At 39.9% G+C, this 14,314-nt stretch carries 14 protein-coding genes; 13 read left to right on the forward strand and 1 reads right to left on the reverse strand.

Annotation, left to right across the window (positions count from 1 at the left end):
• The first annotated feature begins 91 nt into the window (after positions 1-91).
• From BMX30_RS16705 to BMX30_RS16715, 3 genes are all read left to right on the forward strand, one after another.
• Positions 92-853 carry a ParA family protein gene (locus tag BMX30_RS16705; RefSeq protein ID WP_090748346.1) on the forward strand — a complete coding sequence of 254 codons (762 nt, stop codon included), beginning with the start codon at positions 92-94 and terminating at the stop codon, positions 851-853.
• Positions 846-1,691, forward strand: coding sequence for a ParB/RepB/Spo0J family partition protein (locus BMX30_RS16710; RefSeq protein WP_090748349.1), 846 nt, complete (start codon positions 846-848; stop codon positions 1,689-1,691). Before BMX30_RS16705 ends, BMX30_RS16710 begins: the two co-directional genes overlap by 8 nt.
• Positions 1,692-1,853: 162 nt before the next feature.
• Complete coding sequence (locus BMX30_RS16715; protein ID WP_090748352.1) at positions 1,854-2,573, forward strand: DUF554 domain-containing protein; 720 nt, start codon at positions 1,854-1,856, stop codon at positions 2,571-2,573.
• Positions 2,574-2,857: 284 nt separating this feature from the next.
• Here BMX30_RS16715 and yyaC read toward each other — a convergent pair whose 3' ends face one another.
• Complete coding sequence (gene yyaC, locus BMX30_RS16720; RefSeq protein ID WP_090748355.1) at positions 2,858-3,475, reverse strand: spore protease YyaC; 618 nt, start codon at positions 3,473-3,475, stop codon at positions 2,858-2,860.
• Positions 3,476-3,721: 246 nt separating this feature from the next.
• On the opposite strand from yyaC, the gene BMX30_RS16725 reads away from it, so the two are divergent.
• The 10 genes from BMX30_RS16725 to dnaB all read left to right on the forward strand — a co-directional run bounded on the left by BMX30_RS16725 (position 3,722) and on the right by dnaB (position 14,086).
• A complete protein-coding gene (locus tag BMX30_RS16725) occupies positions 3,722-3,919 on the forward strand; it encodes a DUF951 domain-containing protein (protein ID WP_090748358.1) in 198 nt (65 codons plus the stop codon).
• A gap of 147 nt (positions 3,920-4,066) precedes the next feature.
• Positions 4,067-6,076, forward strand: a complete 2,010-nt coding sequence (locus BMX30_RS16730; RefSeq protein ID WP_090748361.1) for a molybdopterin-dependent oxidoreductase — start codon at positions 4,067-4,069, stop codon at positions 6,074-6,076.
• A gap of 170 nt (positions 6,077-6,246) precedes the next feature.
• Complete coding sequence (gene ychF / locus BMX30_RS16735; protein WP_090748364.1) at positions 6,247-7,347, forward strand: redox-regulated ATPase YchF; 1,101 nt, start codon at positions 6,247-6,249, stop codon at positions 7,345-7,347.
• Positions 7,348-7,851: 504 nt separating this feature from the next.
• Positions 7,852-8,139, forward strand: coding sequence for a 30S ribosomal protein S6 (gene rpsF, locus BMX30_RS16740; RefSeq protein WP_090748367.1), 288 nt, complete (start codon positions 7,852-7,854; stop codon positions 8,137-8,139).
• A gap of 69 nt (positions 8,140-8,208) precedes the next feature.
• On the forward strand, positions 8,209-8,709 hold the full coding sequence (ssb, locus tag BMX30_RS16745; RefSeq protein ID WP_090748371.1) for a single-stranded DNA-binding protein: 501 nt from the start codon (positions 8,209-8,211) through the stop codon (positions 8,707-8,709).
• 58 nt (positions 8,710-8,767) lie between these two features.
• On the forward strand, positions 8,768-9,004 hold the full coding sequence (gene rpsR / locus BMX30_RS16750) for a 30S ribosomal protein S18 (protein ID WP_090748619.1): 237 nt from the start codon (positions 8,768-8,770) through the stop codon (positions 9,002-9,004).
• A 129-nt stretch (positions 9,005-9,133) separates the two neighbouring features.
• Entirely contained in the window at positions 9,134-10,081 is a 948-nt protein-coding gene (locus BMX30_RS16755) for a YybS family protein (protein ID WP_244532636.1), read from the forward strand.
• Positions 10,082-10,111: 30 nt separating this feature from the next.
• Positions 10,112-12,085, forward strand: coding sequence for a DHH family phosphoesterase (locus BMX30_RS16760; protein ID WP_090748374.1), 1,974 nt, complete (start codon positions 10,112-10,114; stop codon positions 12,083-12,085).
• The gene (rplI, locus tag BMX30_RS16765; protein WP_090748376.1) at positions 12,082-12,531 is read left to right on the forward strand and encodes a 50S ribosomal protein L9; all 450 of its coding nucleotides are present in this window, start codon (positions 12,082-12,084) and stop codon (positions 12,529-12,531) included. The genes BMX30_RS16760 and rplI overlap by 4 nt, the downstream gene beginning before the upstream one ends.
• Before the next feature lie 190 nt (positions 12,532-12,721).
• Complete coding sequence (dnaB, locus tag BMX30_RS16770) at positions 12,722-14,086, forward strand: replicative DNA helicase (RefSeq protein ID WP_090748379.1); 1,365 nt, start codon at positions 12,722-12,724, stop codon at positions 14,084-14,086.
• Positions 14,087-14,314 lie beyond the last annotated feature (228 nt).

Here is a 14,314-nt window from a genome sequence, read left to right on the forward strand (position 1 = left end):
ACATGATTAATTTTAATAGATAGTAGCTTTGATTTTATAAATTCTTTCTCATTTCTAAACAGAAGTTATCGGTTCGAAGGTAGGTGACAATGTGGGCAAAATCATTGCAATTGCTAACCAGAAGGGCGGGGTTGGAAAGACAACCACCTCAGTGAACTTGGGTGCCTGCTTAGCATATATAGGAAAAAAGGTTTTATTAGTGGATATCGACCCACAAGGTAATGCCACAAGTGGTGTTGGGATTGAAAAGGCAGATGTGAACCAGTGTATTTATGATGTTCTCGTTGATGATGTTGCAGCCAAATCAGTCATTTTGCCAACAGCAGTGGAAAATTTATTCGCAATTCCTGCGACAATTCAATTAGCAGGCGCAGAAATTGAGTTAGTGCCAACTATTTCCCGGGAAGTTAGATTAAAGAGGGCCCTTGAAGAGGTTAAAGACGAGTTTGACTTTATTCTGATTGATTGCCCACCTTCACTAGGATTACTGACACTTAACTCCCTTACTGCTTCAGATGCTGTGCTAATCCCAGTTCAGTGTGAGTATTATGCATTAGAGGGATTAAGTCAACTGCTGAATACAGTCCGCTTAGTTCAAAAGCATTTAAATCAGCATTTGAAAATAGAAGGAGTACTCCTAACGATGTTGGATGCCCGGACGAATCTCGGTATTCAAGTCATTGAAGAAGTGAAGAAGTATTTTCAGGACAAGGTTTATAAAACCATTATCCCACGCAATGTTCGACTCAGTGAGGCCCCAAGTCATGGAGAGCCAATCATTATTTATGATCCAAAATCACGAGGTGCTGAGGTTTATCTAGATCTTGCAAAGGAAGTGCTTGCCCATGGCTAAAGGTTTAGGGAAAGGATTAAATGCCTTTTTTAGTATGGAAGTTGGAAAAGAAGAGACTGTGAAAGAAATAAGTGTCCAGGAACTTCGGCCCAATCCTTACCAGCCACGTAAAATCTTCCAACAAGAGGCGATTGATGAATTAAAGAATTCCATCCTAGAACACGGGATCTTGCAGCCACTAATTGTTAGGAAGAGTATAAAAGGATTTGAGATTGTTGTTGGAGAACGTCGATATCGTGCGGCTAAGGCAGCAGGACTAGAAACGGTACCTGCTGTTGTAAGAGAATTCAATGAACAGCAGATGATGGAGCTTGCGGTCCTCGAAAACCTACAGCGTGAAGATTTAAACCCGATTGAAGAAGGCGCTGCATATCAGACATTGATTGAAAAGCTCGGCTTGACACAAGAAGAACTAGCTAAGCGTCTTGGTAAAAGCAGACCGCATCTTGCCAATCATATTCGATTACTAAGCTTGCCGCCGAAAATACAGGCGCTTATTTCAGATGGGAAAATCTCGATGGGACATGGCAGGGCACTGCTAGGATTACGGCAAAAGGAACGGCTTCAAGCAGTTGCAGAAAAGATAGTAAAAGAAGGATTAAACGTTCGGCAACTTGAACTTTTGATTCAGCAGTTAAACGATGCGGTTCCACGTGAAACGAAGAAAAAGCCAGAAAAAGATGTTTTCATTCGTAATCAGGAAACCCAACTTCGGGAACGTTTCGGAACAACTGTCACGATTAAGCAATCTAAAAATAAAGGCAAAATTGAAATTGATTTCTTTTCAAAGGATGACCTTGATCGAATCCTTGAGTTAATCGGAAGAAATGATTCGTAAGCTATCGTGTAGATAGCTTATTTTTTTATGCTCTGTTTTCGTAAAGGGACAGGATGTGAACCCTAGATTTAACTAGTCTGAACAAAATGAGTGGGAATCATTTCAATTTCATGCTATTTTAAGTCTATTGGTTTGAAATTAAAGGGTAATTAGGTGAGGAATATGTTTTTATTGGGGACAATTGTAAATGGACTGTTGATTGTGATAGGGGTTCTTCTAGGGAAATTGTTGCATCGGATTCCAGAGGGTATGAAAACAACAGTCATGTACGGAATTAGCCTTTCTGTTATTGTATTAGGTTTACAAATGGGATTTAAGAGTGAAAATTTCCTAATTGTAATCATTAGCCTTGTAGCTGGTGCTGTAATTGGTGAGTATTTTAACCTGGATGATAAATTAAACTCAGTAGGTCACTGGCTTGAAAAGAAAATGGGTACCTCCTCAGGAGAAGGTAGCATCTCCCAAGGCTTTGTTACCGCGACCCTCATTTTTGTTATTGGTGCAATGGCTATTATCGGTGCTCTTGATAGCGGGATCCGGGGTGATCATGATGTACTATATACGAAAGCAATTATTGATGGTTTTACCGCATTAATTTTAACAACAACCTTAGGGGTGGGCGTTATTTTTTCCGCTATTCCAGTGATGCTTTACCAAGGGGCCATCGCTACGTTTGCTACACAAATCGATCGTTTTATTCCAACTGAGTTGATGGATAGCTTTATTGTTGAAGTTACAGCCTCGGGCGGCGTGATGATTTTTGCTATTGGCTTAAACTTAGCTGGTGTCACAAAAATCAAGGTAGCAAATCTATTACCTGGTATTCTTGTAACAGCAATAATTGTATCCGTTATTTATGGATATCAATCTTTTATTAATTAATCACTATTTCGTGTGAACATAGATGGGGACTTATTAGGTTCAGCGGGCTTCAAGCAGTTCATTAGACCGGAAAAGGGATAACGGGATTCATAAAAGGTTCATGAAACCCGACAAGAATAAGTTTCGAGTAAAATGTGCTTCTTGAAGGCTCATGAGACAAGAAAGAGTAAGATTCGCTTAAAATGAGCTTCATGAATGGTCGATGGTTCCAAGTTCAATCCTTAATTCGAGCAAATTAGCACCCTATAACGAAAAAAAGGAAGGCTCCAGTAAGCCTTCCTCTTTTAGTTGGTTTGTTCTTGGTCCAAATCCCACTTGAGATCTGTCCATGTTTGCTTTGTAGGGAAACGGGTGCTTGTTTCATGGAGACCATTTGCGATGGTTTTTGCCATATTTAATACAAGATTCAATCTTGTATTTTGGAGGACAAAAAACTCCATAAATCCACTTACATTTACGATTCCGGTGATATGGATATCCCCAACTTCAGGGAGCTCTTTATTTACGCCTGCTCCAGGTTTAACGGGTCCAGAGCCAACTTGGATGAATCCAACACTCTTCATTCGCCCTAAACAGGCATCGATTCCAATAATGAATGGATTAAAGTGTTTATCTTTTATTTCCTTTAACTTTTCCTCAAGATTAACAGCATGAATGGGCTGTTCCAATGTACCATAGACATGAAAGGAAGAAACCTTCTTTTCTTCAAGGAAAGTTCCGATTAGGGGGCCTAATGAATCACCAGTAGATCGGTCTGTTCCAATACAGACAATCACAATGGGGCGGCTAGTAATCGTTGGCATGTGGGAAAGAATGCTTTTAGCAAGTTTACCAGCAGCTTCTTGATCCTCATGGTCGATTTTAAAGTCGCTACCTTTTCTATCAAAAAAATTCAGATTCATTGGCTCCACTCCCTTTATTTCATAATATCAGTATACGGAAAATTCCATTAATCTATACATCTAAGAAAAAAAAGAACAATCACATAGCTCATTTTTGCTAATTAGCTTTGCATTTTATAAAATTGCTATAAGTATACGTGTTAATTTCTTTTGAATTGAGATAAAAATTGATAAACTAAAGCTAAAATTAACTAAAGACATTAGAAGACCGGTATGAGACCTTGTTGTTAGTGGGAGGTAAGAGTGGTGGAACAAAAAGAATTTCAACTGAACGATGTTGTGGAGATGAAAAAGCCTCATCCATGTGGGACCAACCGCTGGAGAATTATTCGCCTAGGGATGGATATTCGCATTAAGTGTGAAGGCTGTGACCATAGTGTATTGATTCCAAGAAAGGATTTTACCCGGAAAATGAAAAAAATCCTTGAGAGGCAGGAAGATTAATCCTGCTTATTTTTTTTCGACCATCGATTAAGATAGATAAAAGGCTTTTTCGTTATAGATTGTTGTTAAAAACCTAAAGCTGATTTTAACGCAACAAGGTATGAGAAAGAGCCACATAAAAAGACAAAACAATGGGGATGAGAGTGATTGGAAAAAGTATTTCATGCAGCATGCCCGTTAAATTGTTGGGATAGCTGCGGGTTTAAAGTAACGGTTATAGATGGGAAAGTGACAAAGGTTGAAGGGGATCCAGATCATCCCATCACAAAGGGGAAGATTTGTGGACGAGGACGGATGCTTGAAAAGCGAGTGAATTCGGGTGAACGTTTGCTTTACCCATTAAAAAAGATAGATGGAGATTTTATTAGAGTTTCTTGGGAACAAGCTCTCGATGAAATTGCCTTAAAACTAAAAGAGTATAAAGAAAACTTTGGGACAACTTCCGTCTTGCATAGCCATGATTATGCCAATGGCGGCCTCTTAACAAACCTAGACAGTCGTTTTTTTAATTGTTATGGCGGCGTAACTGAATTAACCGGTTCACTTTGCTGGGGTGCGGGCATTGAAGCGCAAAATTGGGACTTTGGTGATGCTTACAGCCATGCACCGGGTGATCTTTTAAATAGTAAAAACATCGTTATTTGGGGCCGCAATGTCGCAAGGACGAATATGCATTTATATGAGCAATTGCAGAAAGCTAAAAAGTCCGGGGCAAGATTGTTTGTAATTGACCCGATATATAACGCGACTGCTAAAATTGCTGATCAATATATTTCAATTAAACCTGGACTTGATGGCCTCCTAGCTGCAGGGGTTATGAAGGAAATGACAAGGATGGGCTTGGAAGACAAAGAGTTTATCGAAATGCATTCAGTTGGATACCAAGACCTACAAGTCTTGCTTGATAGTGTTTCACTAGAGTATATAAGTTCTGTTACAGAAGTTCCAATCGATACCATTACACACTTAGCTAAAGTGTACGCTCAGCGTCCTGTTGCGACGATGTTCGGTTTAGGAATGCAGCGCTATGCGAACGGTGGCAATACGATTCGGTTAATCGATGCGCTTGTTGCCATGAGTGGAAATATCGGTATTGCTGGTGGTGGTGCTAACTATGCCAGCAAACAAGTAGGTCAAAGTTTTCATACAGAAGCAATTACTTTACCTAATCGTAAAAAAGAAAGTAGAAATTTTACGATGATGAAGCAAGCAGAAGGGATCTTAACGGCGACAGAACCTGAAGTGAAAATGGCCATTGTCACGTGTGGGAATCCACTTACACAACTTCCTGATACGAATAAAGCAAAACGAGCATTTTCTTCACTAGAGACACTTGTTGTAGTTGACCAATATATGACGGATACAGCGGAAATGGCAGATTATGTGTTACCTGTTACAGCGGCATTTGAGACAGAAGATGTTTATTATTCCTCAATGTATCATCATTACGTCAATCATGGGCCGAAACTAGTAGAGCCTCCAGGGGAGGCTAGGACGGATGAGTGGATTTGGTCGCAGTTGGCAAATCGCCTTGGCTTTGGAGAGGATTTTGCGTTTACTAGAGAAGAATATCTAAATCTTGGTCTTTCTTCCTTAAACAAAGAGGACATTACAATTGAATCTCTACGAGAAACCAAGTTTGCAGAATTGCCGGTAGATTCTATTCCGTGGAGTGATAGGAAGTTTAAAACACCAAGTGGAAAATATGAATTCACCTCTACCTCTGCTGTAAAGGCTGGTTTTGACGGGAAAATCACTCTTACACTTCCAAATGAGTCAAAATGGACGAACCCTAATCTAGCAGAAAAGTATCCATTTTCTTTACTGACGATTCATCCTCTCCGGTCAAACCACTCTCAACATTATCATCTATTAGGGAATGAGCCTGAGGTGAAGGTTGAGATTGCTGAAGATATTGCTGAAGCTAGAAGTCTAACTGACGGTGATCAGGCTGTCGTATGGAACGACCGTGGTAAAATTACCGGAAGGGTTTCGCTTTTGAAAAAGGCACATCCAGGAACCATTAATATTGATGAGGGCATATGGGGGAAGTTTGGCGGTTCAGTCAACCAGCTCACCTCTGATTTAGAATCAGATAATCGACAGGGAAGTACATTGTATGACTGTCTAGTAAATATTGAAAAGGTTACTATCTAAAGCTGTCGGTAAAATGTATTCCATCGGTAGACTTTTAAAAGACTACATGATTAGGATACATTCTACTGACAGCTTGTCTTTTTTTTCCTTACTCTCTATAATTGTGAGAGGCAAATTGATTACAGTCCATTAATCTGCAAAATAATAGATATTGATTAGGAGTGACAGGGATGGCCTTAACAGCAGGTATTGTCGGGCTTCCGAACGTAGGGAAATCGACCTTGTTTAATGCAATTACACAGGCTGGTGCAGAATCAGCAAACTACCCATTTTGTACAATTGATCCGAATGTCGGAATTGTTGAAGTTCCAGATCATCGTTTAACAAAATTAACAGAATTGGTTCAACCGAAGAAAACCGTACCAACTGCATTTGAATTTACCGATATTGCAGGTATTGTAAAAGGTGCAAGTAAAGGTGAGGGGCTAGGGAATAAGTTCCTTGCTCATATTCGTGAAGTGGATGCGATTTGTCAGGTGGTCCGTTGCTTTGCGGATGAAAATATTACCCATGTATCAGGCAATGTCGATCCAATATCAGATATTGAAGTCATTAATTTAGAGCTTATCCTAGCGGATCTAGAATCAGTCGATAAGCGAATTAGCCGAGTGGAAAAACTTGCGAAACAAAAAGATAAAGAAGCACTTGTTGAATTCCCGGTTCTTACTAAAATAAAAGAAGCACTTGAAAACGAACAAGCTGCCCGTACAGTTGAATTGACTGAAGAGGAAGCAAAAGTAGTTAAAGGTCTTCACTTGCTAACAACAAAGCCAATGCTATATGTAGCAAATGTTGATGAAGATGATGTTGCCGACCCATCAGGCAACGAGTATGTTCAAAAAGTTCGTGAATTTGCAGCTAAAGACAATGCCGAGGTCATTGTGATTTGTGCAAAAATTGAAGAGGAAATTGCCGAGCTTGAAGGGGAAGAAAAGGAAATGTTCCTTTCTGAACTAGGAATTGCAGAGTCAGGCCTTGATCAGTTGATTCGTGCTGCATATAACCTACTTGGCCTTGCTACTTACTTTACGGCAGGTGTTCAAGAAGTTCGTGCCTGGACTTTCCGTCAAGGAATGAAAGCTCCACAATGCGCTGGAGTCATTCATTCTGACTTTGAAAGAGGCTTTATTCGTGCGGAAACTGTCTTTTATGATGACTTAATTGCCACAGGTTCAATGACCGCCGCCCGTGAAGCAGGTAAAGTAAGACTTGAAGGAAAAGATTATATAGTAAAAGACGGAGATATCATCCATTTCCGTTTTAACGTATAAAGAATAGAGTAGCCCGTAGCTTAGAAAAGCTATGGGTTTTTATTTGCTAGATTTCTTTCTAAGAACTAATTTAGGAGGAAAATTGTTTAATTCGCTATATGTTGGTTGGAGCGGAAGGCACTCGACTCCTCGAAAATGAACTGCACATTTTCTCGTGCGTGGGCATATTCGAGGATGTTATGCAGTGTCCTGCGGGATGACGGGGCAGGGGAGACCCCACAGGCGCAATAAGCGCCGAGGAGGCTCCCCGGCACGCCCGCGGAAAGCGAGTGCCTGGAGCGGAAACCAACATACAGGTTTACAGAGCATTCTAAAAATGGACAAGAGTACGAACGTATGTTAGTATTTAATTGAAAGAAAGTAAAGTAAATAGAACAAACAAGATTCACCCTCAAGCTTAGTTGCTTTTGATCTATCTATATGCTATAATCTTTCATTGTGAGTAATGTATAATTGCTCCTTGCCCAATTGAGTGGGCCGTTAGTCCAAAAGGAGGTGAAAGTGATGAGAAAGTACGAAATCATGTACATCATCCGCCCAAATATTGAAGATGAAGCGAAAAAAGCGTTAACTGAACGTTTTAACGGCATCTTAACTGATAATGGTGCGGAGATTGCTGAGGCAAAGGATTGGGGTAAGCGTCGTCTTGCGTATGAAATCAACGATTTCCGCGACGGATACTATCAAATCCTTCAAGTGAATGCAGGTCCAACTGCGGTTGATGAATTCACTCGTCTAGCAAAGATCAGCGAAGATATCATTCGCCACATTGTAATTAAAGACGAAAAATAATTTTTATATAAATTTTCAGGTATAATTGTTCCACGTGGAACTTACTGAAAAGAAAGGGGTTGATTACTGATGATGAATCGTGTAATTCTTGTCGGCCGTTTGACAAAGGATCCGGAACTTCGGTATACACCGAACGGAGTAGCAGTTGCTTCTTTTACTCTAGCTGTTAATCGGGCATTTACGAACCAGCAAGGTGAGAGGGAAGCGGACTTTATTAATTGTGTTGTTTGGCGTCGTCCTGCTGAAAACGTTGCGAACTTTCTTAAAAAGGGGAGTCTTGCAGGTGTTGACGGACGTGTCCAAACTCGTAGTTACGAAGGACAAGACGGCAAACGTGTTTACGTCACTGAAGTAATGGCGGAAAGTGTCCAGTTCCTTGAACCAAAAGGTCAAAACCAAAACGCTGATAGAGGAGAAGGTTATACTCCTCGTCCGAATGGTGGACAAGATAACCCGTTTGGAAATCAGAATCAACGCCAACCTCAACCTCAACGAAATACTAGATTAGATGAAGATCCATTTGCAGGTGGCGGTCAGATTGACATTTCAGATGATGACCTACCATTCTAATCTTAAGATCGTTAAGGTTTAAATAAAATGATAAAAAAAGGAGGGAAAACTCATGGCAATGGGAGGACGCAGAGGCGGACGTGCAAAACGCCGTAAGGTTTGTTATTTCACAGCTAACGGAATTACGCACATTGATTATAAAGAAGTTGATCTTCTGAAAAAATTCATCTCAGAACGCGGTAAAATTTTACCACGTCGTGTAACTGGTACAAGCGCGAAATATCAGCGTAAATTGACAGTTGCAATCAAACGTGCACGTACAATGGCATTACTGCCATACGTATCAGGCGAATAATGTTCGAAAACAAGAGGCAGCGGGGGATTCCCGCTGCCTCTTGTTTTCAGATTATATGTCATTTAGTTGAAACTCACGTGATGACTAGCTAAAATAGTTGTTACGTAGAACTTTTCTTGAGGTGACAATTTGAAAAATAAAAGTACATATAAGTTGACCGAAGGGGCCATTCTCTTGGCCATTTTCACTGTATTATTGTTGATGACACTTTATATACCAGGCTTAGGGTTAGTGGTGAATTTCTTTTTAGCCTTGCCATTTATGATGTTTTCAGCAAAACATGATTGGAAGAGTGCATCTGTTTTTACAATTGCTGCTCTTATCCTATCTCTTATCGTAGGGACATTCCTTGCCATTCCAATTGCCCTTACGTATGGCGTGACCGGGGTAGTAATTGGCTTGATGATTGGCAAGGGAAAGAGCAGATTGGCTATCTTTGTCGCAGGGTCTTTGGTGTTTCTAGCAAACACAATCATTCAATATGCAATAGCTGTTGCTTTATTTAACATGAATATGATTGAAGAGTTTCTAGTTACTTTTAAAGAATCCATCAATACTTCAGTAGGCATGCTTGAAAATATGGGCCAAACCGTGGATGAGTCGGTTGTCGAACAATTTGAATCAACCGTAACCTTGATGGAAACGTTAATGCCTAGTATGTTTGTCATGGCATCATTTATGATTGTTTTCCTTATTCAACTATTGTGTTTCCCTGTCTTAAGGAGGTTTGGGGTTAAGGTCCAACAATGGATGCCATTTAGAGAAATGTCTTTACCGAAAAGTTTGTTATGGTATTACCTTCTTTCACTAATAGCCTCTATGTTCGTGCAACCAGAGGTAGGGAGTTATTGGCATTGGGCAATAACGAATCTTCTCTTTGTGTTGCAATTCCTTATGTTGGTTCAAGGTTTTACTTTTATTGCTTATTATTCTCATCCAAAAGGGTACTCTAAGGCAATCTTGGTTGTTTCGATTATCCTTGCAGTCCTAATTCCTTTTATTCTTTATATTGTTAGGATATTAGGTATAATTGACTTAGGTTTCGATTTAAGAAAGCGAATGGGTGAGAAAAAATAAGTAGAAATCACTGCTATAGGAGCTGAGTACATGCCTTCATATTTAGAAAGGCGGCAAATGAGATATCCTTTATATGGGTTAATAGCTGTGCTCCTTGTTCTTCTTGGAATTTTATCTTATTATAATTGGATTATTGGAGCGATTGGTTATTTCCTAACAGGGCTCTGCATTTTCTTTCTCTTTAATATCTTTTATCAAGTAAGGAAAGAAACCGAAGAGTATATTTCAACACTTTCTTATCGTGTGAAGAAGGTCGGCGAAGAGGCTTTAATGGAGATGCCGATAGGAATAATGTTAATTAATGATGATTATCTCATTGAATGGACAAATCCATTTATCGCCTCTTGTTTCAATGAAGATAGCCTTGTTGGACGATCACTTTATGATGTAGCAGATGTGGTGGTCCCGCTTATAAAGCAGGAAGTTGAGACTGAGATTATCTCTATGTATGATCGGAAATTCAGGGTAGTTCACAAGTCAGAGGAACGATTACTTTACTTTTTTGATGTAACAGAGCAAACGGAAATTGAAAAGCTCTATTATGATGAAAGAACAGTTATCTCCTATATTTATCTTGATAACTATGATGAACTAACTCAGGGGATGGATGATCAGACAAGGAGTAGTTTGAACAATCTCGTTACGTCACTATTAAATAAATGGGCAACAAATAACGGTGTGTTCCTTAAAAGGGTCTCTTCTGAGAGATTTATCGGTGTCTTTAATGAACATATCCTACAGTTATTAGAAAAAGGAAAGTTTTCCATCCTTGATGAGGTAAGGGAAACGGCCTTGAAGCAGAATGTTCCGCTTACGGTTAGTATTGGGGTGGGAACGGGCTTTTCTTCTTTGCCGGAACTCGGAGAACAAGCCCAGTCTAGCCTTGATTTAGCATTAGGTCGCGGCGGTGATCAGGTAGCTATTAAACTTACGAATGGTAAAGTGAAGTTCTATGGCGGAAAGACTAATCCAGTAGAAAAACGTACACGCGTAAGGGCAAGGGTCATTTCACATGCCTTGAGAGATTTAATTGGGGAAAGCGATAAGGTATTGGTGATGGGGCATAAGTACCCTGATATGGATGCGATTGGTTCTGCCATTGGGATTCTAAAGGTTGCTCAGATGAATCAACGTGAAGGATTTATAGTCGTCAATAAACAGGAAATTGATGTTAGTGTTCAGCGAATGATGGAGGAAATAGGCAAGAAGGAAGAGCTATCTTCTCGGTTTATCAGTCCAGAACAGGCTTTTGAAATTGCCTCAGATGATACACTCCTCGTTATTGTCGATACTCATAAGCCATCACTTGTTATCGATGAACGTGTATTGAATCGAATTGAAAATCGCGTCGTTATTGACCATCACCGAAGAGGAGAAGAGTTTGTTAAGAATCCATTGCTTGTTTATATGGAACCATATGCCTCCTCGACAGCTGAGTTAGTCACAGAGTTACTTGAATACCAGCCCAAAAGTGGTAAAATCCAAATGCTTGAGGCGACAGCTCTACTTGCAGGGATTATTGTTGATACAAAAAGTTTCACACTTAGAACCGGATCTCGTACGTTTGATGCTGCCTCGTATTTACGGAGCCATGGTGCAGATACGGTTCTGGTACAAAAGTTTCTTAAAGAAGATATCGAGACGTATATCAAGCGTGCTAGAATTATTGAAAATGTGTATTTCTTCCGCGAGGGCATTGTTATTGCGAAAGCAGATGATGAAGATATAAGCAATCAAGTCATTATTGCTCAGGCAGCAGATACACTTTTAACCATGGATGGTGTCAGTGCATCCTTCGTTATTTCGCTAAGGTCAGACACGCTGGTAGGTATTAGCGCAAGGTCGCTTGGTGAAGTAAACGTCCAGGTTATAATGGAAAATTTAAATGGCGGTGGTCATCTGACAAATGCGGCTACTCAGCTTACGAATGTTACACTTAGCGAAGCTGAATTCATGTTGCAAGAAGCCATTGTTAACTATTTAGAAGGGGGAACGAAAGAATGAAGGTCATTTTCCTAAAAGATGTTAAAGGTAAAGGTAAAAAAGGTGAAGTCAAAAATGTTTCAGACGGTTATGCTCATAACTTCCTGATTAAACAAGGGCTTGCTGCAGAAGCCACATCAGCAGCGATGAGTTCATTGAATGCTCAAAAGAAAAAAGAAGAGAAGCAGGCAGAGGAAGAGCTACAACAAGCGAAGGATTTAAAAGAAAAGCTTGAAAAGCTTACGGTTGAACTCTTAGCTAAATCAGGAGAAGGCGGCCGATTATTTGGGTCGATTACAAGCAAGCAAATCGCTGAACAACTACAAAAGAAGCATAAGATTAAAATTGATAAACGTAAAATTGAAATGGATGATGCGATTCGAGCTCTTGGTGTTACAAAGGTTCCAGTCAAGCTTCATTCCGAAGTAACAGCCACATTAAATGTTCATGTAAAAGAAGGCAGTTAAATTTGGCAGTTCCTTTACAAAAAAAACGTGGTAAAATAAAAGAATCGGCAGAAACGTAGTCAACCTTTCTGTCCTTTCTATGTACAGCATGTGGTTAGTTTTTATACTGATCACTTTTTTTCTTTATATTGCTATTTTAAATAGTATAAGTGGATGATAGTTATATATCCTCTAAATAGGAGGTTTTTAGATGAATGAATTATTAGCTGATCGAATGCCGCCGCAAAATATTGAAGCGGAACAGGCCGTGTTAGGTGCTATTTTCCTAGAGCCTTCGTCTTTAACCGTTGCTTCTGAGCTCCTAATTCCTGATGACTTTTATCGGGCAGCACATCAGCAGATTTATAATGTCATTTTGAACCTTAACGATAAAGGGAAAGCAGTTGACCTTGTAACCGTTACAGAGGAACTGGCTGCGGCCAAGCTCCTTGAAGATACAGGTGGAGTTAGTTATTTGAGTGAACTAGCCGCGTCGGTACCAACTGCAGCCAATATTGAATATTATGCGAAAATTGTTGAAGAGAAGTCTTTGTTAAGAAGATTAATTCGAACGGCCACAACAATTGCTTCTGATGGCTACTCTAGAGAAGATGAAGTAGAGTCACTTCTTAGTGAGGCTGAAAAAAGTATACTAGAGGTTGCACAGCGAAAGAATGCTGGGGCCTTTCATAATATAAAAGATGTACTAGTGCGCACATACGACAACATCGAGACAATCGCTAATCGTGTTGGTGATGTAACAGGTATTCCAACAGGATTTGCAGAGCTTGATAGAATGACAGCAGGATTCCAGCGGAATGATTTAATCATCGTAGGAGCACGTCCTTCTGTAGGTAAAACAGCATTTGCTCTTAACATTGCTCAAAATGTTGCCACTAAAGCTCAAGAGAATGTGGCTATTTTCAGTCTCGAGATGGGTGCTGAGCAGCTAGTGATGCGTATGCTTTGTGCCGAGGGCAATATCAATGCTCAAAATTTAAGAACAGGTTCCTTAACAGATGAAGACTGGGGTAAGTTAACGATGGCAATGGGAAGCCTATCTAATTCTGGTATTTTCATAGATGATACTCCAGGGGTTAAAATCGGTGAACTTCGCTCAAAATGCCGTCGCTTGAAACAGGAGCATGGATTAGGGATGATTCTAATTGACTATCTACAGCTTATTCTAGGGGATGGACGGTCTGGAGAGAACCGACAACAAGAGGTTTCGGAAATTTCACGTTCCCTAAAGGCCCTAGCCAGAGAGCTACAGGTCCCGGTTATTGCTTTGTCTCAGCTATCCCGTGGTGTGGAACAACGTCAAGATAAGCGCCCAATGATGTCAGATATTCGTGAATCAGGAAGTATCGAGCAGGATGCCGATATTGTTGCCTTCCTATATCGTGATGACTATTATGACAAGGAATCAGAAAACAAGGACATTATAGAAATTATTATCGCGAAGCAACGTAATGGCCCAGTAGGGACTGTTCAATTAGCTTTTGTTAAAGAATATAATAAATTCGTTAATTTGGAGACACGGTATGATTCGTCGGCCATTCCTCCAGGAGCTTAAAAGATTAGCCTACTATAGGTTAATCTTTTTTTCTTTTCTTTAGCTCTGTTAAACAACAACCGGTTGATTAAGTGGAAATTAATTGACATGTTTACCACAGTCGCCTTTTTAGGCATAATAATCTTGAAAAGGTTAAGTGTGTGCATTTTTACGAACGTAATATAAATTTATATATTTATTGTTCGTGTTTTATTGACACTATTTAGGTAAAACTGATAAAATTATCTT

The sequence above is a fragment of the Mesobacillus persicus genome (genome assembly GCF_900109925.1).
GTDB lineage: Bacteria > Bacillota > Bacilli > Bacillales > Cytobacillaceae > Mesobacillus_B > Mesobacillus_B persicus.